Source organism: Oscillatoria sp. HE19RPO, assembly GCF_024220515.1.
Classification (GTDB): domain Bacteria; phylum Cyanobacteriota; class Cyanobacteriia; order Cyanobacteriales; family Laspinemataceae; genus Laspinema.
Genome location: NZ_JAMXOT010000203.1, coordinates 1 through 22,534, shown reverse-complemented (window position 1 = coordinate 22,534; position 22,534 = coordinate 1). Strand labels below are relative to the sequence as shown.

The 22,534-nt window shown below is 48.0% G+C and carries 13 protein-coding genes; 7 read left to right on the top strand and 6 right to left on the bottom strand.

The genetic code is table 11. From position 1 onward, the window contains the following. Positions 1–552: 552 nt before the first annotated feature. Together NG833_RS18750 and NG833_RS18745 are read left to right on the top strand one after the other, a co-directional pair. Complete coding sequence (locus NG833_RS18750; RefSeq protein WP_254566793.1) at positions 553–1,497, top strand: metallophosphoesterase; 945 nt, start codon at positions 553–555, stop codon at positions 1,495–1,497. Between the two features lie 422 nt (positions 1,498–1,919). Next, positions 1,920–2,228 carry a hypothetical protein gene (locus NG833_RS18745; protein ID WP_254566792.1) on the top strand — a complete coding sequence of 103 codons (309 nt, stop codon included), beginning with the start codon at positions 1,920–1,922 and terminating at the stop codon, positions 2,226–2,228. A gap of 447 nt (positions 2,229–2,675) precedes the next feature. On the opposite strand, the gene NG833_RS18740 is transcribed toward NG833_RS18745, so the two are convergent. The 3 genes from NG833_RS18740 to NG833_RS18730 form a co-directional block, all read right to left on the bottom strand. After that, on the bottom strand, positions 2,676–4,016 hold the full coding sequence (locus NG833_RS18740; RefSeq protein WP_254566791.1) for a TIGR03279 family radical SAM protein: 1,341 nt from the start codon (positions 4,014–4,016) through the stop codon (positions 2,676–2,678). A gap of 81 nt (positions 4,017–4,097) precedes the next feature. Further along, the gene (locus tag NG833_RS18735; protein WP_254566796.1) at positions 4,098–9,500 is read right to left on the bottom strand and encodes an ATP-binding sensor histidine kinase; all 5,403 of its coding nucleotides are present in this window, start codon (positions 9,498–9,500) and stop codon (positions 4,098–4,100) included. Positions 9,501–9,761: 261 nt separating this feature from the next. Further along, positions 9,762–10,814 (bottom strand): undecaprenyl-diphosphate phosphatase, encoded by a 1,053-nt coding sequence (locus NG833_RS18730; RefSeq protein WP_254566790.1) that lies wholly within the window; start codon positions 10,812–10,814, stop codon positions 9,762–9,764. A gap of 482 nt (positions 10,815–11,296) precedes the next feature. On the opposite strand from NG833_RS18730, the gene NG833_RS18725 reads away from it, so the two are divergent. The 4 genes from NG833_RS18725 (at position 11,297) to nadB (ending at position 15,724) form a co-directional block, all read left to right on the top strand. Then, entirely contained in the window at positions 11,297–11,950 is a 654-nt protein-coding gene (locus NG833_RS18725; protein ID WP_254566795.1) for a DUF3120 domain-containing protein, read from the top strand. Between the two features lie 218 nt (positions 11,951–12,168). Continuing rightward, positions 12,169–13,161 carry an adenylate/guanylate cyclase domain-containing protein gene (locus tag NG833_RS18720; protein WP_254566789.1) on the top strand — a complete coding sequence of 331 codons (993 nt, stop codon included), beginning with the start codon at positions 12,169–12,171 and terminating at the stop codon, positions 13,159–13,161. Between the two features lie 194 nt (positions 13,162–13,355). Beyond that, positions 13,356–13,784 carry a photosystem II complex extrinsic protein PsbU gene (gene psbU, locus NG833_RS18715; RefSeq protein WP_254566788.1) on the top strand — a complete coding sequence of 143 codons (429 nt, stop codon included), beginning with the start codon at positions 13,356–13,358 and terminating at the stop codon, positions 13,782–13,784. A 182-nt stretch (positions 13,785–13,966) separates the two neighbouring features. Beyond that, on the top strand, positions 13,967–15,724 hold the full coding sequence (nadB, locus tag NG833_RS18710) for an L-aspartate oxidase (protein WP_254566787.1): 1,758 nt from the start codon (positions 13,967–13,969) through the stop codon (positions 15,722–15,724). Between the two features lie 849 nt (positions 15,725–16,573). Here the strand turns inward: nadB and NG833_RS18705 are convergent. The 3 genes from NG833_RS18705 to btpA all read right to left on the bottom strand — a co-directional run bounded on the left by NG833_RS18705 (position 16,574) and on the right by btpA (position 21,610). Further along, a complete protein-coding gene (locus NG833_RS18705; RefSeq protein ID WP_254566786.1) occupies positions 16,574–18,820 on the bottom strand; it encodes a CHASE2 domain-containing protein in 2,247 nt (748 codons plus the stop codon). A gap of 123 nt (positions 18,821–18,943) precedes the next feature. Further along, positions 18,944–19,912, bottom strand: coding sequence for a vitamin K epoxide reductase family protein (locus tag NG833_RS18700; protein ID WP_254566785.1), 969 nt, complete (start codon positions 19,910–19,912; stop codon positions 18,944–18,946). 846 nt (positions 19,913–20,758) lie between these two features. Further along, positions 20,759–21,610 carry a photosystem I biogenesis protein BtpA gene (gene btpA / locus NG833_RS18695; RefSeq protein WP_254566794.1) on the bottom strand — a complete coding sequence of 284 codons (852 nt, stop codon included), beginning with the start codon at positions 21,608–21,610 and terminating at the stop codon, positions 20,759–20,761. Positions 21,611–21,919: 309 nt separating this feature from the next. Here btpA and NG833_RS18690 point away from each other — a divergent pair, with 309 nt between their 5' ends. Continuing rightward, positions 21,920–22,141 carry a hypothetical protein gene (locus tag NG833_RS18690; protein ID WP_254566784.1) on the top strand — a complete coding sequence of 74 codons (222 nt, stop codon included), beginning with the start codon at positions 21,920–21,922 and terminating at the stop codon, positions 22,139–22,141. Positions 22,142–22,534: the final 393 nt, after the last annotated feature.

Below are 22,534 nucleotides of genomic sequence, written 5' to 3'. Positions count from 1 at the left end.
AAAAATAAAACCTTCAAAAAACCCGCAGGCTCAAGCCTGGGGCTACACGGACAAAGCGGTGCCTGCGCGGGCTAAAAGAGCCTTGTTAGGTGCGATCGCATCAAAGCAAGGATGATTTATTTGTTGGAATCCCCTAATACAACCTAAAATTAATCCATCAATCTCACTAACTGGCAATATCGGCGTTTGTAGACGTTAAACAAAAAAAAGCAAAAGTTCGCTCGACTCCCTACTGTCGAGATAAAACTTCAATATTTTTAAACGTCTGCCATTAGTTAGAGATAAAAAACCCCCTATTGATAGATGTGCTTCCTTTTATATCCAAATAGGTTTAAAGAGAGGTTGACCGTAGCCTCTGTCGAAGATGTTGCAGAAGTTTCACCCAATTCGACCATCGGAAAAGAGGTAACGATCACAAGCAAAACGGCACAAGCAGTTGGAAAGAGCGGCTTTATCATGACGCCGAAGGAGGGGCATCCCATTTTAGTGATTAATGCCACGTACTCCAGTTGCTTAAATTTTTCTATAAAAGTATGAGACAGGTTATCAAAAATGAAGACAATTAAATACACGTTGTTAGGTTTGCTAGGAATTTTTTGCTTAATTCTCTTTTGGGGGTTGCTCGAACCGTACCTAATCGACACAAAACAGGAAATTGCAGAAATCCCTAATCTTCCCGCTGCTTGGGAAGGGGAGCGAGTTGCAGTGATTGCTGACTGGCAAATAGGAATGTGGATGGACAACACCAATACTATTGACCGCATTGTGGAACAATTAATAGAGGAGCGTCCAGCAGTGGTGCTCATTGCTGGTGACTTTATCTACCATCCAGGTGAAGACCCAAGCGAAGTGATTAATAAGGCTGTTGAATTTGCGCGATCGCTTCCAGCAGCAGGCATCCCCACCTATGCTGTCTTGGGCAATCATGACTATGCAATGAAAAGCAAGCAGGGAACGCCAAACACAGAGTTAGCGCGTCAATTGCATGAAGCGCTTGAAGCAGTGGGTGTGGAAGTCCTCCAGAACGAGGCGGTTGCGATCGGCAACCCAGCGCTAAGAGCAATTCCTCCGTCCGAGAATGGCAACCCAACCGCAGCAAACAGGGCGGACAACACCCCCCTATACCTAGTAGGCATCGGCGCACACTGGCCAAATAACGATCAACCGAAAGTCGCGGTGAACTTGGTGCCAGAAGGAACACCAAGGTTGGTGATGATGCACAACCCAGATTCCTTTGAAGCGTTACCTCCGAACACTGCACCTTTGGCTGTGGCAGGACACACTCATGGTGGGCAAATTCGTCTACCCTTCACCTCAGAATGGAGTTGGTTAACTTTTAGTAAAGAGGATGAGGTCCACGCTGACGGCTGGATTCCAGAATATGGGCAGTCAGGAAATCGTCTTTATGTAAACCGAGGAATTGGTTTTAGCATCCTACCGATGCGGATCAATTGCCCCCCAGAGGTCACTGTATTCACACTTCGCTCCTCTGTTTAACTAATCGATGCTTCATTAATTCCAGCCTTGCCTCGGGTTCTAAATCGCTGAAAAAGAAACATTTAATGGCAAAACGAGCGACTTTTCACCCAGTTATCCTGGGGATGTTCGAGCATTTTCTGCCTCCTCGCGCCCCGGGGGGGTAATGCCATAAATGGTGCGACGGGGACCGGCGTCTCCAGATTCTTGGGCGATCGGCCACTGCCTGTCCCCCCGATTCTCTCTCGTTCAATGGGGAGAACCCTGTGAAACTATTGCCTCAAGGAAAGATGGCAGTTTGTTGGTGAGGAACTGCGTCAGGTGAATTTAAAGTTCACATTAGACCTAGAACTGCAAAATAGTGCTACATTACAAGAAGTTGTGAGTTATCTGTAAAAGGTAGCGAAACCAGGCATTCTATAGCCCCTCGATATGGTATAAAAATGCAAAAATTTCTCTCGTTTTTACTTTCCCCTAAATTTATTGGTATTCTAATTGGTCTTGCTGTTTTATACGCTATTCTTCCAGTCATTTTACCATTTATTGGTGTTAGATTGGTTGAATTATTGGGGTGCGATACTGGGGGACCCGGACCGCAAACTGCTTGCCCAGATCTGGTTGAAACGATTTTAACCTATATGATCTTGACGTACTGGTTTGGCATCTTTACTCTTCCCACAGGTTTTCTAGTCGCAGGAGTTTTAGTCATTATTCTGGTCTTGCGTTTGGTCATGCTTAAACAACGTGATTAAGAGGACTTTTCCAACCTTTTACTCAACTCATGATAGGTCATCGTGGCTAGTTCCTTTAGGTGCGATCGCATCTTGCCACCTTCCACCTTCCGCCTTCCACTCTTTGCAATGTCGATTGCATCCCCGGCGACTCCCTGAACTCCCGACAGCTTCCCAGTCAGTAGATCAGGGAGTTCCACAAACTGATTTAGCTGCGTTCTATAAACCATTTGCCCCCAGAGGACGCTTCAAACCCTTGTCCTGTCAAGGTGATAAATTTAATGACGAAAAATCGTTATTTCTTGAACAGGCGATCACTCTCGCGCCCCTACAAGAGGTAAATTTGATGACGAAAAATCATTATTTCTTGTAGGGGCGTATTGCATACGCCCAAAAGAGGGCGTATGCAATACGCCCCTACAATCTACACACCTTGACAGGGCTACGCTTCAAACCCTTGTCCAAGTGTTATAACTGGGGATTAATACAACCCAAAATTAATCCCTCAATCCCACTCACAGGCAATATTGGCGTTTTTAATTGAACTGCCAAATCCTCCACCGTCATATTATCCAAAAACCGGGTTTCTCCATGTTTTAACATTACATCGGGCAACAAAATGGCATCGCCTAACTTTTTATTTTGCAACCCGTTGAGCAAATCTTGACCTGTTAAAACACCAGTAACACTCATGGTTTGTCCCCAGAAATCGCTACAGAGGGCTACCATTTCTATCTGTAATCCTTCTACGGAGTTTAGGCGGTCTACAATCGGTTGAAAGGCTTTTTCTACGGCATTTCCGACGACCCAGGTGAATTGTCGCGGGGGAGATACGTTGGTTGGCAATAATTCCGTAGCAATTTCCTCAAATTCATCTAAGAATTGCCGAATGGAACCGACGCCATTGCCGATTTGGGGATAGTCTTCATAGTCAGAGTCTAGGGGGACTTCTTCTCCGGCGATGAGAAACCATTCATCGGCTAACCAGGCAAAGTTTGACCCTAATGTTTTGCGGAATTGGGGTTGTAAGGTTTGCACTTGTTGGATGACTTCTCGGGCTTTCTCGGCGGTGACGGGGATGAGTTCATCTTCCTCGGGACGAAAGCGGGTTAAGCCGACGGGGACGACGGCGACGGAGGCAACGGCAGGAATGTCTCCTCTGCCAAATTTGGCTAGGTCTAAAAGGGTGGTTTCGAGGTGTTGCTCATCATTAATCCCGGGACAAACGACGACTTGAGCATGAATTTGCAGGCGTTTTTGTTGAAACCACTTTAATTGGTCGAGAATCTGGCTGGCGCGAGGATTTTTTAACAGGCGAGTGCGAATTTCTGCTTCCGTGGCATGGACGGAAACATAGAGGGGAGAGAGACGCATTTGTTCGATGCGGTTCCACTCTTTTTGACTGAGGTTGGTGAGGGTTAGGTAGGAACCATAGAGAAAACTGAGGCGATAGTCATCGTCTTTGAGATAGAGGGTATCTCGCATTCCTGGGGGTTTTTGGTCGATGAAGCAGAAGGGACAGCGATTATTGCATTGAATCAGTCCATCAAATAAGGCGGATTCAAATTCCAATCCAAGGTCTTCATCATAGTCTTTTTCTATCTCTACTTGATGGGTTTTGCCTCGGGTGTCGATGACTTCGAGTTCGAGGAGTTCATCGGAACAGAGGAATTGATAATCAATTAAGTCTCTGGGTTTTTGGTGGTTGATGGAAACGATCGCATCGCCCGGTTCAAATCCAATTTCGGCGGCGATGGAGTCGGGAATGACTTTGGTAATGACGGCGGGACGGATGGAAGATTCACTCATGGAATTTTAGCGGTTCAAGTAGATGTTAGATGGATTTAAAAACCCGGTTGCTTGGAGATACCGGGTTTCTACGTTGGTGGGTTAACTAAAACGCAATCGCGGTTGCAGGGGAATCTCAATCACAAATTCGGTGCCGCTTCCCGGTGCACTGGTGCAGGTGAGTTCTCCGCCATGTGCTTCTACAACGATTTGATAGCTGATGGATAAACCTAATCCCGTCCCCGAACCCACGGGTTTGGTGGTGAAAAAGGGGTCAAAAATTCGCCTTAATACTTCATCGCTCATTCCCGGACCATTATCGGAAATACGGACGAGCGCCGAGTTGCGATCGCTGAGTTCAGTGCGAATCTGAATCGTCGGTTTAGCCGTGTTTTCATCTTTCTCTAAGGCATAAATCGCATTACTCAAAATATTCATAAACACCTGATTCAGTTCCGAGGCGTAACAAGTGACTCGGGGTAAGGTGGCATAGTCTTCTATCACCTCAATTCCCCGTTGTTCGCCTTCGCATCGCAGTCGCGGTTGCAAAATCATCAACGTACTTTGGATGCCTTCATGAATATCCACGGGTTTCATATCCGCTTCATCATGGCGTGCAAAGTTTCGCAGGGAGAGGACAATATTGCGAATGCGTTCTGCACCTCCTTTCATGGAATCGAGCAGTTTCTGCAAGTCTTCCACGAGAAACTCTAGGTCGAGTTCTTCCAGAGTGTCAGTGATAATTGGGGTAGGATTGGGATATTCTTGCTGATAGGTTTGAATTAAATTCAGCAGTTCTTGGACATATTGGGAGGCAGGGGTGAGGTTGCCATAAATGAATCCCACCGGATTATTAATTTCATGAGCCACCCCAGCAACCATTTGTCCGAGTCCGGACATTTTTTCACTTTGAATCAGTTGTGCTTGGGTGCGTTGCAGTTCGTGTAAGGTTTGTTCTAGGCGGGTATTTTTTTCATTTAACTCCTGGGTTCGTTGTTGAACTTTTTGTTCAACGGATGTATATAAGAGGGCATTTTCTAGGGAAATTGCTGCTTGTGCTGAGAGGAGTCTTAAGACTTCTAAGCGGTTACTGGTAAAAGCTCCCGTGGTGAGATTATTTTCTAAGTAGAGGATGCCAATTAATTGACCGCGATCGAGGATGGGGAGGCAGAGAACTGATTTTAAGTTGTGGGAAATAATATAAGGGTCAGCGGTGAATTTGCCATCGCTGGCGGCATCGGTGAGGACGAGATCGGATTTGGTCCGTTCGACATAGTTGATGATGGTGACGGGGACTTGATCCGGTTCGAGCGATCGCCCTCCCAGAGTTCCCCATGCAGATTGAGCAACGATCACTTCTTCGCGATCGACAGATGCTTCAGCGGCGATCGTGAGTTGACCTTCTGCGGGTAAGATTAAACAGCCTTTTTGTGCACCGGCATTTTCAATAGAGATTTTCATCAGTTTTGCCAGCAATTTATCCAGGACAATTTCCCCCGAAATGGCTTGGGATGCTTTCATCACTGAGGCTAAATCTAGGATACCGGCATGATTATCGGTGGTAGTATGAATCGCTGTGGTTCGGGTGTCGATCGCCCCGTAATTCCCCGGTGCTTTGGTCAGTAATTGTGGATAAATCGCCTCTAGTTCAGTGACTTTTCTCACTGCACCCCAGCGTTGATATCCATAGTAGGCTTCTCGTAGATGAACTCGTCCATATTTTTGTTTATCCCGTTGGAACCAATATTGTGCCGCCAATTCGTTGGCTAAGGCTTCATTTTGGATAAATTCATAATGGCGGGCGGATTCTATGGCGCGATCGTACAAGTCAAGGGCTTCCTCTTCGTCTCCCGCAATCCGCGCCAGTTCCGCTGCTACTAACAGATATTTATGTTCAAAGTTGTCAGGACAATTCTCTGCCCAAACTTTCATCTGTTGTTGATTAGCGGCGAGTTTTTCCTGATACTCCGTTTGTTCTTCCGGTGATGCCTCAGCATAGAGTGCACAGAACAGCAGGGATTGATAAAAATTATAGTCGGTCGTGGGCAGAGTGCCGGTAATATACAGCAGATATTTTTCCGCTTCTAAGGCACAAGTTTTGGCTTCCTCTAAACGATTATAGAGATAGAGAACCTGTAATTTTCGGATTAAATAATTACAGAGTACATAAAATTTGTTGTCCTGATAACAACTTGCCAAATACTCGGCTTCGCTGGTTTCTTCACATAAAAATTCTAGGGGGTCAGGTGTGATTTTCATTAAATTAAAGAGGGTCAGTTGCAACCCCAGGGCGAGGTCGCTTGAGATTTGATTTTTGGTTTTTTGGGCAAACTGAAAACAGGGGCCGGTTTCCTTACTAATTTGCGCGAGGTTTTGACCCTCAAAATAAGCATTGAGAACTGTATTATGGAGAATATAGCCTGCATATTCTAAATCCCCTGATTCCAAGGACGCCTGATATCCTTCTTTGTTAATAATGTTGGATTCTTTGATATGTTTAAACCAAAAACTTAAGCTATTGGCAAATCCAGCACAGGCTTTACTTTTTAGTTCAATACTCCCCCATTTTTCAATTAAATTGAGGGCCAACAATCCAAATTCATAGCCGGATTTATAGTCTCCTAAGAGTGAATTGAGCAGGATTCCATAATTGGTAAAGGAAATACAAGATTCAGGGATACTGCCATATTCCAGAGAAAGATTCACCCCTTTGAGAACGATCGCTATCCAGAGTTGCGGATCAATCAAATAGGCTGGCGCGGCAACGGTAGTGAGCAGTTTTAAGGCAATTTTTGTTTCAGGTCGAGTGGTCTGAGGTTCATCAATTAACCGGGCAATTTCTTTCCCTTCCCATTTGGCTTTGGCGGCAGCAAATTCGGTCCCGATGGCCGTTTGTAAATCGGTTTGCGGTAACTCGATACCCAGAAGTGCTAGGGCTTCCCGTCCGGTTTTTACCCCTTGGCTGTATTCCCCGCGCAAGACATATTGCAGTAACAGCAGATTTTTGACTTCCGCCTTTTCTAAAACCGATGGGGTCCGGTGAAGAATTTCCTTAATGAAGGCTTCGGATTCTTCAAAGTTGCCATTCAAATACTCCACCTGTGAGCGCTGTTTATAGACTTCCAAAGCTAACTCATAATTGCTGTCCCAAATGCTTTCGGTGAGACGGTCCATCCCAGCTTTTAAATATTGATGGGCTGCGATATATGCGGTGGCATTTTTCGCTTTTTTGGCGGCCTCTAAATTTAAAGTTGCCAATTCTATAATTTCTGCCTCTTCGTCAATCAGCGATCGGCCTACATTCAAATGATCGACCAGTTCAAAGATTTTATCCGCCCAATATTCTTCCGGGGTACTGGAGACTAACATCCGGCCAATTTGCAGGTGAACTGCCTTTTTTTGCGAGTCTTCAATTAACGCATAAGCCGCCTGCTGTACTCGGTCATGTAAAAATTTATAGCTGAGAATTAGCAGGGGATTAATCGAACTTGGGTCGGTGATTTCTTCTGGGGTAATGGGCAGGATTAATCCCTGGGCGATCGCCGGTGACATATCGGAAAAGGTCCCAAAGGATTCCTTCGCATAAATTAAGGACAGGGTATTTAAGTCAAATTGGTTGCCCAAACAGGACCCTAAGCGTAAGACTTCCTGGGTTGCTTCCGGCAACTTCCGCAATTTGCTTACCATCAATTCGACCACATTATCTGTAATCCCTACGGCCTTAATTTGCTCAATATCCCATTGCCATCCGCCAATCTGGTTTGTACCGGCATTGGGATTAAAAGTAAGCAGGTTCTCTTGATACAGGGTCTTTAAAAATTGATTGACAAAGAAAGGATTCCCTTGGGTTTTCTGCACTACTAATTCGGCCAAGGGTTGTACCGTACTCCGGTCCTGATGCACCGTCTCACTAATCAGTTGGGTGATTTGCTCAATCCCCAAGGGTGTTAAGCTCATTTGATTAATCGTCGCCCCTTGTTTCCTCAATCCATCCAAGGTGAGGGTCAAGGGATGAGTGGGGTTGACTTCATTATCCCGATAAGCCCCAATGGGAAATAGATATCGGGTCTGTTCATCGGTCATCATTAACTCAAGTAGCTTGAGGGTTGCCGAATCTGCCCACTGCAAGTCATCCAAGAAAATAACTAAGGGATTTTGGTGGGTGCAAAAGACGCGAATAAAATTTTGAAAAACCAAATTAAATCGGTTTTGAGATTCACTCGGCCCCAATTGATTAACTGGATTTTGAGGGCCAATAATTAGCTCAACTTCTGGGATAACATCAATAATAATTTGCCCATTAGAACCCAAAGCAGTTAGAAGTTTGTTTTTCCAAATTTCAAGCTGCTTTTCACTTTCCGTTAACAGTTGTTCGACTAAATCAGAAAAAGCGCTGACAATGGCTGAGTAGGGAACGTATCTCTGGAATTGGTCAAATTTTCCAGAAATAAAATAGCCTTTTTTTTGATTAATTTTATGTTTAATTTCATCCACCAAGGCAGATTTGCCAATCCCGGAATATCCCCCGACTAAAATCATTTCCGGATGGCCGCCCATGACGCGATCAAAGGCGTTCATAAAGCGTTCGATTTCCGATTGCCTGCCATACAATTTTTGGGGAATTTGAAATTTATCGGAAATATCCATCCGTCCCAGGGGGAACTCGGCAATGGTCCCGGTGGTTCTGAGTTGGCTGAGACATTCCTCTAAATCGGCTTTTAAGCCCCAGGCGCTTTGATAACGTTCTTCCGGACTTTTCGCCAGGAGTTTGAGGATAATGTTTGAGAGGGCTTTGGGAATCTCGGGGTTATGGTGATGGGGCGGGACCGGCTCGATCGCAATGTGACAATGGACTAATTCGATCGCATCGGTGGTTTCAAACGGCAGGCGATCGCTCAGAAGTTCATACAGCGTCACCCCCAGAGAATAAAAATCACTGCGGCGATCGAGCGATCGGTTCATTCTTCCCGTTTGTTCCGGGGACATATAAGCCAGAGTCCCCTCTAAAGCCCCGGACTTTTCCACAGTGGGATGTTCTCGGGTCAACACCGTAGAAATACTAAAATCAATGACTTTCAGTTGTCCCGTCACCGGGTTAAAGGCGATATTCGCCGGATTAATATCTTTGTGAATAATATTAGCTGAGTGCAGTTCCGCCAAACTTTCGGCGATTTTAATAGCCAGATTGAGAAATCCCAGGAGGGTAAATTTTTGGGAGGTGATTAACTGCCTTAAGGATTCTCCCCCAAAATCCTCTAGGCTCATCATTAAGGTATTTTGATATTTGTCTAGGCTATAGGCTTTAATAACACCGTTTAAATTAAAAGACCGAATTAATTCATATTCTTGTTGATAACTCGCCAGTTCTTGGTCTGTGGGATAGTCTTTATGGAGAACTTTCAAGATAACGGGTTGTCCATCGAACTCTCTACGTCCTCGATAGACCAGGGTATTGGAACTTTCGTAAATTTTGGCAAGAATTTGATAGCCTGGAACCGATAGCATCATTCCGTTCTCCCTTAGAATCTGCTGCTTCCCTATTATATGCTTAGTCCATGCCAAACTATCCAATCGCCCCATCCCAGTGGGGTGAGGTGCAAGAGCCGGTTGTACATTACGTCAGATTGATCGGTTATTGCTTTTACCCAGGGTTATCAGTCGCAGACACCGTAACGCTGATGGCATGGAATAACCCAATCAACCTATTGTTTTGGGCCCCTTCCTTAGCCGGTTGGAAGTGAGCAGTCTGAGCCTCTGTACCCTAAACTAGCTCTGTATCCAACCCAAGGCCAGAGCAATTAAAAGGATACAGCCAAAGGCGATGCGATACCAGATAAAAACCCAGGTACTCTGAGTTTTTAAGAAATTAATCAGCCAAGCGATGGCGAGATAAGAAAAAACGGCGGATGAAATCAATCCTCCCACCAGAGGGACCATGCCGATGCTGTCCAAATTGTAGGTCAACAGATCCTTGAGTTCGACTAATCCAGCTAAAGTAATAGCTGGAATGCCAAGCAAAAAGGAAAACCGGGCGGCAGTGGTGCGCTCTAACCCCATGAATAATCCGGCAGTAATGGTAGAACCGGACCGAGAGAATCCTGGAACCAAGGCGAGGACCTGGGCGAGCCCCATTAATAGACCATCTTTAAGACTGAGTTGCCCAAAGTTGCGTTTTCGCGCTCCAAAACGTTCAGCCACCCCAAGCAAAATTGCCATGATGATCGAGACAACGGCGATCGCGGTGATAGTCCGCAGATTTTCCTCGTAAAACTCGGGAATCACATATTTAATAATTAACCCACATCCGATAATGGGCAAGGATCCGATGAGAATGCCCAGGACAATCCGAAAGTCCCGATCATCATATTCACGCCGCACCAGGGCCCGCACTGCTCCATTGGTTAGGCTACTCAAATCGGGCCAAAAATACCAGAGTACGGAACCGATGCTACCCAGTTGCAGGACTGCGGTGAAGGCAACGCCGGGATCTCCCCAACCCAGGGCCACGGGGACGACTTGTAAATGAGCGGTACTGCTAATCGGGATAAATTCGGTCATTCCCTGGACGAACCCGAGGACGATCGCCTGAAATAAATTGAGCTGGGTTTCTGGTTCGGTCATCTCCATGATTTCCGAGGCGGTTTCAGTCGCGGCCAAGATTTGCGGACTCGATGTCAACCCAGCTACGGAGGTGGTCATGGCAGTGATGCCCCTGGAGCCTAGGAGTTCGCTGCTGAGTGCTTTGGCGGTAGTGGCGATCGCCATGCCCAGGGCACTGAAACTCCCTAGGGTGAAAAACTGATTGCGTGATAGTCCCATGAATTTTTCCGATGTGATCTCTGTCTAAATCTAAACTTGAGCTTCATAGTGGATGGATTTATTCCAGGAGAAGTTCTTAATCTTCTTTTTTGCCAGATTCCTGGAGTTGAGATGAGAGTGGAGCAACTGTACCCCAGGCTTTTTTCCCATCCGGGAGTGCCTCAGAGCAGAACAACCGCATTATATTCTCAATTGGGAATTTAAGATGTAGCCACAAGTTGGAGCGTAAAATTTTGCATTGATTCTATAAAATCCGGGGTCCTTCCTCACCGATGGCCCCGGTTGGTCCTGTGCTTTTCCCCGGAATTCCAGGAATCGAGTAAAATTTAGAGAGGGAAATCCCCTAGGGGGGGATATTTCTTGTGATATCTTAAATAAGATGAAGTTAAGTAAAGAATATTAAAGAGTTGTTACATCAATCGTGGTTTTCTTACACATCCGCTGGAGCAGCCGTGAAATCTGCAAGCCTGACTGTGAATCGTATGTTTAGCCCCATCGGGGTCGCTCAACGGTGGCGAATGTTTGCTGCTGCCGCCTTTTTAGTATCGGTCCCGGTTTTCTTGGAAGCCCCGTTAGTGCGGAATTTACCGCTACTGGCCGTCGCTGTGACTGTGGGCTGGCTAGGATTAGGGCAAGTGTTGCGATCGCGTGATGGCAGCCAGATTTGGGGTGATTTATTAATTGGATTCACCGGCAGTTGGTTAGCCGGGGCTATCTACTGGGGATGGTTTCGATGGGAACCCTTGCTGCATTTACCCTTAGAGGCGCTCGGGCTACCCGTGGCCCTGTGGTGTTTGTGGCGCGGCCAACTGGCGATCGGAAGCTGGTTTTATTTGGGTTCCTTATTTGGCACCACCGTCACCGATGTTTATTTTTATGTAGTAAACTTAATTCCGCACTGGCGACAGTTGATGCAAGTGGAACCGGAACTAGCGATTCCGATTTTTCAGAGTGCGATCGCCCTGGTCAATACCCCCTGGGGTTGTGGTTGGGCTGCGGTACTCGGGATTTTGTTATTGGGAGTGGGTAGTTTACCCTTACGCTCTCCTGGGCTAAAATGGTGGGCATTCGGAGGTGCTGTATTGAGTACAATTGTTGTAGACAGCTTGTTTTGGCTGGCCGCCCTAGCCGCCTGAAGAGTCGGATGAGAGCTTGAATATCCCCTCTTACAGGGTTAAGCATCTAACTTAAAAAGGGGTAAGCAGGGTTGAAGGGGGAAGTGTTCAAAATCAACAAGACCACCCAACTCATGACTTTCAACAGACCTGTCCTGAGAAAGGTGTTGGGCCGTCAGTCTAAGGGTACTCCTTTTAAAATAAGAGCGTTACAAATCCATAACGTTGGTGCTTAACCTGTGGCAAATCTCCCACCCACTCCTCATCTCGTACTGCGAACTGAAGCAGGAAACCGCTATCTCCCCTTAGTGGGAGGTAACTGCTGGACTATTGGAAGAAGTGAAGATAATAATTTTGCGATCGGGGACCGCTGGATGTCCCGCGCCCATGCCATGCTGCAGTGCATGGACACCGGGGAATTTTATTTGATTGACCTGGGGAGTCGTAATGGATCCTTTGTCAATGGCCGCCGGGTGAGTATCCCCGTGATCTTGCACAATGGCGATCGCCTGACCTTTGGACAAACCGATCTCGAATTTTTCTCCCCAAAGATGGATATTAGCGAATTCTCAGAAGAGTTGGGAACCGCAAAGGATTTTACCGTCACTGCCGCCTTGCACGTGCGCCGGTTAATCTCGGTAATGGTCGTTGATATCCGAAATTTCACCGTTTTGACCCAACAACTGGATGAGAAAATCCTCTCGGAAGTGATTGGCACTTGGTTTCGTTGTGCGGGGAATATTATTCGCGATCGCGGCAGTTGGGTGGATAAATATATCGGCGATGCCGTGATGGCAGTCTGGTTTCACAGCACCCAAGAAGTCAGTGACGAAGAAATGCTGCGAATCTTTCAGGCCCTCAATTCCTTGCATGAGATTACCGAAGACTTGAATAAACGTTATCCCCTGCCCTTTCCGCTGCGAATAGGGGCCGGAGTCAACACCGGATATGGCATGGTGGGCAATACCGGATCCGGCGATCGCCCCGACTACACCGCTTTGGGAGATACCGTCAACGCCGCCTTTCGCCTAGAGTCCGCCACCAAGGAAATCGGCCTGGATATTGCCCTAGGTGAAACCACTTATAAATACTGTCGCACCGTCCCGGGACATGAGGACTTGTTTAAAGAACACAGCGTCCATCTCAAGGGGTATGAGAAGCCAACGATCACCTATGCTTGCTCCTTTGCCAACCTCGATGCCTTTTTGCGTTCCCAAGCGGCCAAACCATAAAATTTCCCTGGGGGAGGTCCCCGCATCTGTCCAGGTCATTCCTGTACAACCCCTCTTCTGATGGCAGCGGGACCCCTGGAATATAGACCCTCTCGGGAAAAATCTGCTGATTTGGTAGAAATCCAAAAAAAATCTGTAGGTAAAATGGTAGTCTCTATTAAAAGGCTGTTTATGAGAAACAAAGGAAAAAAGTTATGCAAAGATTGGTTCGCCTGGTCGCAGTCTTCGGCTTAGTCGTGGGTTGTCTGGGATGGTTAGGATTTCCTCAGAATGCAGTCGCGGCAGGCTGGAGCGGGATCTCCTTACAATCCACGATTTTAGTCTCCCAACCCCAGTATCGCAATCCCGTAGATGAGAAACTGGCGACGGAGTTTGGAGAAAAACTTGACTTAAATAATACCAACGTGCGGGCTTTCCGGCAGTATCGGGGGCTATATCCGACCTTAGCTGGGTTAATTGTCCAGAATGCCCCCTACGAGAAAGTTGAGGATGTTTTAAACATTCCCAGCCTGAGCGATCGCCAAAAAGAATTGCTACAAGCCAATCTGGATAATTTTACCGTCACCGACCCGGAAGTCTCGTTAATTCAAGGCGACGATCGCATCAATAACGGCTATTACTAAACGATTTAGGTTCGGGTAGAACAGAAATCGTTAATTTCGTCCTTTGTCAATTAAGGTAATATAAAGAGCTTTTGTAGGGCTGCTAAATCATGATGAGCGATCGGCTGTAGGCCCTTTTTCCCCGATGCAAGACCCCGGAGGGTTAGGGAGAAATAGGCGCTAGCGCGACCCCGATGCTCCCCATGATTCACCCTGGCCTCTATAATCGGCTCAACTACTTGACAAGGGGCGATTTTTCATTGAGCAATCCGTCACAGTTTGATCCCGGTCTCAATCAGAGCATACCCACCGCTTTTGATGTATTGGTCGTCGGTGCCGGTGCTGCGGGTTTGTATGCAGCCCTGTGCCTTCCGGATACTTACCGCGTGGGTTTAATTGCGAAAGATAGTTTGCCCTTGTCCGCCAGCGATTGGGCCCAGGGGGGTATAGCCGCTGCGATCGCCTCCGATGATTCCCCCAAGTTCCATATCGAAGATACACTCATTGCCGGTGCTGGGTTGTGCGATCTGGAGGCGGTCAAGTTTCTCGCGGAACAAGCACCAGACTGTGTTCAAAACTTGCTAAAACTGGGAGTCGCCTTTGACCGAGACAATCAAGGCACTCTGGCATTAACCCTAGAAGCGGCTCACTCTCATCGCCGAGTGCTTCATGCGGCAGATACCACGGGTCGAGCCATTGTCAGCGTCCTGAGTAGTCGCGTCTTGAGCTGTCCGAATATTCAGGCGATCGAAAATGCCGTAGTTTTGAATCTGTGGATGGACCCAGAGACTGAACGCTGTCAAGGGGTGCGCCTGGTCTATCAAGGTCAAATCTATTGGGTCCGTGCCGGTGCCGTGGTTCTGGCAACCGGCGGCGGCGGTCAAGTCTTCGCTCAAACCACCAATCCCTCTGTGAGTACCGGGGATGGGGTAGCAATGGCATGGCGTGCCGGTGCAGTGTTAAGAGATTTAGAATTTTTTCAGTTTCATCCCACCGCCCTCACCAAAGCCGAGGCCCCCAGATTTTTAATCAGTGAGGCGGTCCGGGGTGAGGGCGCTCATTTGCTGGACGATCGCGGATATCGGTTCATGTTTGATTACCATCCCGCTGGAGAACTAGCACCGCGAGATGTGGTCAGTCGCTCAATTTTTATGCATCTTCAGAATTGGGGCACTGATTCCACTCCGGGATGCGTGTGGCTGGATTTGCGATCGATTCCCGACGAGCGGATTCGCCATCGCTTTCCGAATATTATCCAGGTTTGTCAAACTTGGGGAGTGGATTTGTTTAAGGAACCGATTCCCGTGGCACCGGCGGCCCATTATTGGATGGGAGGAATTCAGACGGATTTGTACGGACGCACTTCGATTCCCGGTTTGTATGCGGTGGGGGAAACGAGCAATACGGGCGTGCATGGTGCTAATCGGTTAGCGAGTAATTCTTTGCTGGAATGTCTTGTGTTTGGTGCTCAGTTAGGGGCGATTGAAATTGCACCGAATTCGAGAGAATGGGTCCCGGAGGAGGCAGTCACCCTAGAGAGTAGTCGTTTGGGGGCAGATTTAGGGCCACAGCAAGCTTATATTCAGGAACTGCGGCGATCGCTCCCGTTGCTGGTTTGGCAAAGTGCGGGAATTGTGCGCGGACAAGCGGCCTTAGAAGCGGCGATCGGGCAAATTAACACCGCGCAAGCCGAATTTGCCGCCCTTCCTCTGTCTAAATATTTATTAAATCCGGTGGAGGGTCAGGGGGTCTGTTTTTCTATCCCCAATGCCAATGAACTGCTCGTCCAGTGGTCGGAAACCCGCAATTTACTGGATGCCGCGTACTTGATTCTTACCAGTGCCATGTTTCGGACCGAAAGTCGTGGCGGTCACTATCGCTTAGATTATCCCCATACGGATCCTAATTGGCAAGCTCATACTGTGGTTCAGAACCAATCCTGGCGCAGGGTTCCCCTGTGATGGTTCTGCTATTTCTCCCGATTGCCATTTTTTGCGCGGATTCGCGGGTTTGGCTCCCCTCTAAATATGATGATGAAGCGTAGGAGTAGCCCGGATTTTAAAGCAACGGGAGGGTTTATCCCTAAATCTTGAGGGCAAGTCTGAGAACTAAATGTAACGGGTTCCGGCTCCAGGTGTTTCACCCTGGGGCTTTCCGTTACCCGGTCTTGGCGGTTCATATTCGGCAATGGAAATCTCCGGATTCGAGCCGGTGGTATTCCGGAGCGATTCAGGAGTCAAATTCGTTTGCAGGCTCGTGACGGCCAGGGTTGTCCCTAGCAAACTGCTGATTGAAAATAGAGTGATTGTACTAGACCGAAGGAACGTAAACATAACACCCTTGACCCCATAAAATAACCTTCCTAGTAGATGTCTCCTGATTCTTTTAGTTTATCAGTAGATTCACGGATTTGTCCAGTAGCGGAAAAATTTTTTTGCGGAGGGGTACCGTGGATTTACCGAGGAGATTTTTGAGGGGTAAGAGCCAGGTTTGCGGGTGAAAACCTGAGATTTCAATGAAATTCATCTAAGTTGAACTCCTCTGCGGTTAAGGGGTCTCCGTATTTACTCGTACTCTGGGATCCTGAAGCGGTAGATGTTTTCTAAAATGTCTAGTAATCTTGACAATACGGTTTATGTATTTATTGATTCAATTCTTAACATAGATTAATATTTTTCATCATCAATCCTCCTAATATCCCCCCCCGTTTAATTGCGGGTCTAGGGTGGCCAAATTAAAGACCTTTGGATGTAGGGAGATCGGCTCGATCGCCTTGATCCCTGATTCTTCATCTTCCCAGGTGCTCAAGTTTATGAAACTTCATAAAATTCATATTGATTTTTACCGAGTTCTTTAGAACGGTACATCGCCGCATCTGCACACTTAATTAAGGTATCTGCATCTTCTCCATTCAAGGGGTACAAGCTAATTCCGATACTCGCGGTGACCTGAATCAAGTCTTGGGCGATCGCCACGGGTTCCCCCAAGGTCGTCATAATCTTCTGCGCCACCCTCGCCACATCTTGCGGGCGAGGAATGGCCGGTAAAATCACGGTAAACTCATCTCCGCCCAGACGGGCCACCGTGTCACTCCCCCGCAAACAGGAGGTAAGTCGTCTGGCCACTTCTTTCAATAACAGGTCTCCGCTGTCATGGCCGAAAGTATCATTAATTTGTTTAAAGCCATCTAAATCAATAAATAAAATGGCCACAATTTGGTTATTATTTGCCGCCCATTCTAAGGCTTGATTGAGCCGGTCTGAGAATAATTTACGGTTGGGGAGATTGGTGAGGGTATCGTGATAGGCTTGATGGCGCAATCGGTCTTCTGATATCTTTAATTCTTGGTAAGACTGAGCCAATTCTGACGCCGTGCGTTTGAGTTCTTCTTCCATTTGCTTGCGTTCAGTAATGTCTCGAATCACTCCAACTAAGAAGACATTACCGGCGGAATCTTTATGCAAAGAGCGTTTAGTGGCAATATAATGTATCGTTCCCGTGGCATCGGTAAACTTGGCTTCATTTTCATGGGGTAAACCTGTGGTCAAGACCCATTCATCTTCCTGCCAAAAGAGATTGGCTTCCTCGGTGGAAAAAATTTCATAATCCGATTTTTCAAGAACGACCTGTAAAGGATAGCCAATGAGTTGACAATAGGCTTCATTTAAGACAATCCAGCGATGGTTTTGATCCTTTACAAAAATGGGGTCGGGGATGGTATTGATGATTTGGTCTAAAAAGTCTTTGGATTCGGCAAAAGAGCGTTTTAATTTTTCCTCATGATAGGCAATATAAGAGGTGAGCAATCCCGCTGAACATAAGAGAGTTAAGAGGGGAGGAATTAAGGGGACCCACCAGCCCAGTAAAAAGAGCAGGGTAGCGGTCCCGAACAGGGTGACAGCAGCTAGAAGGATGCTCCCAGTTAGGCGAACCGGCGATCGCCCCTTCGAGCTGATCAGGGCACCGGCGATCGCCCAGAGTACAATCCACAGCCATTCGAGGGGTTCAGACCAGAATAAAATTGAGGGAGGACGGTCATTTAAGGCCGCACTGAGGATTTGGCTGACAAAATTGGCATGAAGCTGGACCCCAAAGACTTTTTTAGGGGCCTGGAGCAATCCTGCACTATTGGGGGTGTAGAAAAAATCCTTGAGACTCGTAGCCGTCGAACCGATCAAGACCACGCGATCGCGCACCCACTCCGCCGGGACCTCCCCCTCTAAAACCTGCCTCATGGACACCTCACGATAGGGGACCAATTCCGACTCAACCGGGTCCCCCACATGAAAATTAGCCAGCACTTGATAACCCCCATTATCTTGGCGGATATAGGGTCCATCATTGAGTTCAAACCGGGGAAAGGTGTGGGGACCGAGTTGGAAATGCTCCGGATGCTCAGGGGAGGGTTGAAGTTTAATCCCTTCCCCTTGCAGATAGAGCAAGGCCAACTTTAAGGCAAAACTTTGGTAGGATTTTTCGTCACTCCAGAGATAGAGGAGATTACGGCGGATTGTGCCATCGGAATCGATCGCCACATTGTTAAATCCCACGGCACCCAATTCGGCCAAGACTTGCGGAGGACGGACCCCAATCAGGTTGTTAGCGATGGGAACCTCTTCAATGCCAATGAGATTGGGGGTAGTGGCAAACACCTGTTGTAACTCAGCGTGACCGGGTTCTGCGGGAATATCGCGATAGAGATCCAGACCGATCGCCCGGGGAGAGTAGCTATCCAGTTTTTGTAGCAGTTCGGCTAAGACGCGATCGGAAATCGGCCAGGTTTGGAATTCCCGGATATCAGTTTCGTTAATTCCCACAATCAGGATGCGATCGTCCCTTGGTTCCGGGGGACGCCAACGAAACATCTGGTCATAAGCCGCCCATTCCAAAGACTGTAACAGTCCCGTGGAGCGCAGAACCAACACAAACCCCGCCACACCGACAACCGCCTTAAAGGGAAGCCAGATGCTTCCCATCCAGTCGGGAAGTCTTTGTTGCCACCGTTGCGCCAGGGCACTCCAGAGTCGTTTTGGACTTTTAAGGGGCTGCATTTTCATCAAATACCGGCTTTCTATGGGATTTAATCTGCTCATAAGGAGGACTGGGATCCGGACTTTCCCACTGCGAGTCCAGCCTCAAACCGCAGTGGGAACTTCTCGGAGTCTGGGGTTTAGCTTGGGTTAGCGACCGGGTAAGACATTTTTAAAGTTACTGGGCCCTTGATAGCCGGATAATGCCGCTAATTCAGAGAGCGATCGCACCCCCGGATACTGTTCCCCGTTAATGATCCAGGTCGGATATCCCTGAATTTGAGCCGCTTGGCAGAGTTGCGGCTGGGGATTTTTGCCACCGGGATCGCATTCAATGTAATCAATTTCACTCACGGCTTCTCGTCCGAACAGTTCCTTTTGTTCATGGCAGTGAGGACACCAATAGGCACTATAGTTTTTGGCCCCCACTGCAGTGAGATGTTGGGCTAAGGCGATTTCGGCTTCACCGGATGAGGTGGAAATCGGCCAGCCTGCATTGGAAGGCGGGCGTCCAGCCGGAGGCTGAACGATGGAGTTATCGGCGGAACCGTTGGCCACGGGGTTATTGACATTGGCATAGACCCCCAAGGCTCCAATCAGGGTAATCATGCCGACAATAATGCCGGTAAAGAAGAGTTGGCCGCGATCGGGCCAATCTCGCCCAATAATGGTTAAGACAAACAGCAAGACTGAAAATACCGCTGAACCCAGGCAGTAAGGACAGACCGCTTGCAGAGTGAAAAACATGACATAAGTCAGGTATAGACTAAACACCAGCATGGCCGAGGCGATCGCAAACATCAGCAACCAGGAGGTGTTGTCTACCTGCGATTTCAAATCTTTTTGAGTCTCTTCTTTGAGCAACAGGGGAGCCAAGGCCAAAATTGCCATTGTGGTATAGCCTAGAAAGCCAAATAGGGTGAGGGGCAACCCAAAGATTTTGGCATATTCGCTTTCTAAGACAATTTGGCAGCCTGTGGTTGGGCAAACTGCCGCAGCGGAGCCGGTGAACTCAACCACGGTCAAAAAAGCAGTTTCTAAAAGACCCAAAACTGCGATCGCGCCGATGATGTAACGCGACCAACGGTAAATCCACGGAGTAGAACGTCGGCGTCTCATAAGAAAAATTTGGTAATGTGCAAACCGAGAGTCTTTACACCTCGGAGTAAACGAGGGTCACCAGGGTTTAACCCCGGTGAGCATTCAGCATGACTATCACGGGGGTGACGTTGCCTGGGGTGCTTTTGTGATGCACTTTCAACAGGACAATGACCGCCTCAAACGGGTTACCCTGTATCCATAGTATTTGTGGGCGAGGTATACCTTCAATTCCGGGAGTGATACCCGCTTCCATCATGTTATCGGTCGGGACTAGGGTTGAGCAGACGATTTGAACTGAGCTAAAACTATTTAACGCTCCAGTTTTCGACCCAGGAACTTGCTTCGCATTCCTGGATATAGCGCGTCTCAATGAATTGGACCATTTTTAAAGGGATCGGGAGCATCTTGCTCCCGATCAGCAGTAGGGAGCAAGATGCTCCCACTCCTTCAAATTCTATTGTCAGAATGATGGAGACTTGCTAGAGAGCTGGAAACCGTTGCCGATCGCTGAGTCAGTTAAGACTTAGGCGGGTCAACGACCTCCCGAGGCAAGGGATGATGCCCCTTTTCCTGAGATCGGCTTGTTGAGAATCAATTCGTGTAACGACCTCTTGACGAACGATCGCGCTTGATGGCTCAAATCGCCAAGCCCGGTCAATTTGATTGTGGCATATTCGATCAGAGGAAGGCCGAAGGATGAAGAATGAAGGATGAAGGGGGAGGGATAGGGGATGAAGGGGGAGGGATAATTTTAGGAAACCGGATGAACAGATTACAAATCGGGATGAAAAAGCCGGATCAGGATGAGGGATAAAAATTCCCCCTTCATCCTGATTCCTTGATGTTCTTGCCTTGATGCTGCCCTCACCCCGAATGAAGCTTGATAGCCCCAAGTGATGAGGGGGGAGTTTCTAGGGAGAGACTCCGGCGAGTGGCTTCTACAAATTGACTGACTCGGATCGGGTCAACAGGTTGTTCTAGTTGTCCATGTCGTTTGAGGGAACTACAGACAATGACCCCATTGGCTGCCTGCATTAAGGTAGAAATATTCTCCCAGTTGGCACCACTGCCAATAAAGACGGGGGTGCCTTTAGCCGCAGCGATCGCCAATTCTAAATCTTCAAAAGAAGGCGGGTTCCCGGTTGCCCAACCGGACAGAATCACCCCATCGGCTAAACCGCGCTCAATGGTTTCTTGCACAGCAGTGGTGAGATTGGGGGAACCCAAGGGCCGCGCGTGCTTCACCAACACATCCGCCAGGATTTTGACATCACTGCCCAGTTCTCGCCGATAGCGCAGCAGTTGATGCGCTTGTCCTTCGATCAAGCCTTGATCCGTCGCCATGACCCCAGTGAGGACATTGACGCGGATAAAGCGGGCACCGACACAGGAGGCGATCGCCAATCCACTCAGGGCGTCATTTCGCAAAACGTTGATTCCGATCGGCACCGTTACCAAGTTCATCAGCCGATCCACGATCAGGGTCATCGCACTCACGACGGCTGGATCGACCTGGCCGTTCGTAAAGGGAGCATCAAAGAAATTTTCGACAATAATGCCATCAACCCCGCCTGAGGCCAACGCTGTGGCCTCTCGCTCGGCTCGCTCAATGACAGTTTTGAGGCTGCCCCCCCACCTCGGAGAGGTCGGCAGGGGCAGTAAATGGACAACACCAATAATCGGATTCGGGGTTTTGAAGAGCTGTTTTAAGTCCACGTTGTTACTATCTCGGACGCCACAAGAACGTTCGGTCAACCAATATACTGACAAAGACTTTTAAGTAAGTCTTGACCCGCTCAAAGCGGGACTGTTGGATCCCGGCCTGGAGTGCGATCGCGATTCCTCAGGCCTAATAAATTAAGCAGGTATCGCGAGGTCACACCCAGGCCGGTTTTTACCAACTGAGGACCCGAGGCGTACCTCGGATTGCCTCCCTGAGTCGTTAGACTCACTCAGCAGCAAGCTATGTTCATTGTACTGCCGTGGCGAACGAAAGCTATCAAGTCATGAAATCTGCCCGTTGTCATGACTGGGGAACGCTACATCCACCAGATATCAAGACTGAAACGGTCTAAGTTAAGTTTTGTAGCATCGGCCCCAGTATCAGGACAAATACGGAGAAAAGCGGCGATCGCCTTTACCGGGGATAAAATGTGGATACCCCTTTTAATCCAGGTTTTTGTTGGGGATGTTTTGCAGCAAATATCCGGAAGAGTCTCCAAACCCAATGAAAAATTTAAGGATTGACATCCGTGCAATCACTGAGTTAAGATAGAACTCAAAAGCACAAGCGACATCCCCAAGGCAGTCGCCGCTACCAGAATTAGAAGTTCCAAGGGAATGACAAACCCCCGCGCATCAATCGGGGACCTCCCTGGAAGCATTCACAGTGTTCATTGTTCACCCTCGGTCTGGGTTAGAGATACTCTAGCCCAGTTTTTCTTGGGAAATTATCCCGCAACCCTCAAGGGCAGTAGCGATCGCCTAAAATTGCGATTACCATAGAATCCCCTGGGATAGAGTAACGCGATCGCCTTCAAAGGGGTCCCTCTATTCAATGGGAGGGACTACATACAACTCAACCAAGAGGGTGCATTGCAGAAACCAAAATGGGGGCTGAAATTTAAAATAGGTTTCTTG

Coding starts and splice junctions, on each gene's coding strand:
- NG833_RS18735 (WP_254566796.1), bottom strand. CDS start 9,500: ATGCTATCGGTTCCAGGCTATCAAATTCTTGCCAAAATTTACGAAAGT.
- NG833_RS18690 (WP_254566784.1), top strand. CDS start 21,920: ATGACTGGGGAACGCTACATCCACCAGATATCAAGACTGAAACGGTCT.
- NG833_RS18745 (WP_254566792.1), top strand. CDS start 1,920: ATGCAAAAATTTCTCTCGTTTTTACTTTCCCCTAAATTTATTGGTATT.
- NG833_RS18730 (WP_254566790.1), bottom strand. CDS start 10,814: ATGGGACTATCACGCAATCAGTTTTTCACCCTAGGGAGTTTCAGTGCC.
- NG833_RS18725 (WP_254566795.1), top strand. CDS start 11,297: ATGTTTAGCCCCATCGGGGTCGCTCAACGGTGGCGAATGTTTGCTGCT.
- psbU (WP_254566788.1), top strand. CDS start 13,356: ATGCAAAGATTGGTTCGCCTGGTCGCAGTCTTCGGCTTAGTCGTGGGT.
- NG833_RS18700 (WP_254566785.1), bottom strand. CDS start 19,912: ATGAGACGCCGACGTTCTACTCCGTGGATTTACCGTTGGTCGCGTTAC.
- NG833_RS18740 (WP_254566791.1), bottom strand. CDS start 4,016: ATGAGTGAATCTTCCATCCGTCCCGCCGTCATTACCAAAGTCATTCCC.
- NG833_RS18705 (WP_254566786.1), bottom strand. CDS start 18,820: ATGAAAATGCAGCCCCTTAAAAGTCCAAAACGACTCTGGAGTGCCCTG.
- NG833_RS18750 (WP_254566793.1), top strand. CDS start 553: ATGAAGACAATTAAATACACGTTGTTAGGTTTGCTAGGAATTTTTTGC.
- nadB (WP_254566787.1), top strand. CDS start 13,967: ATGATTCACCCTGGCCTCTATAATCGGCTCAACTACTTGACAAGGGGC.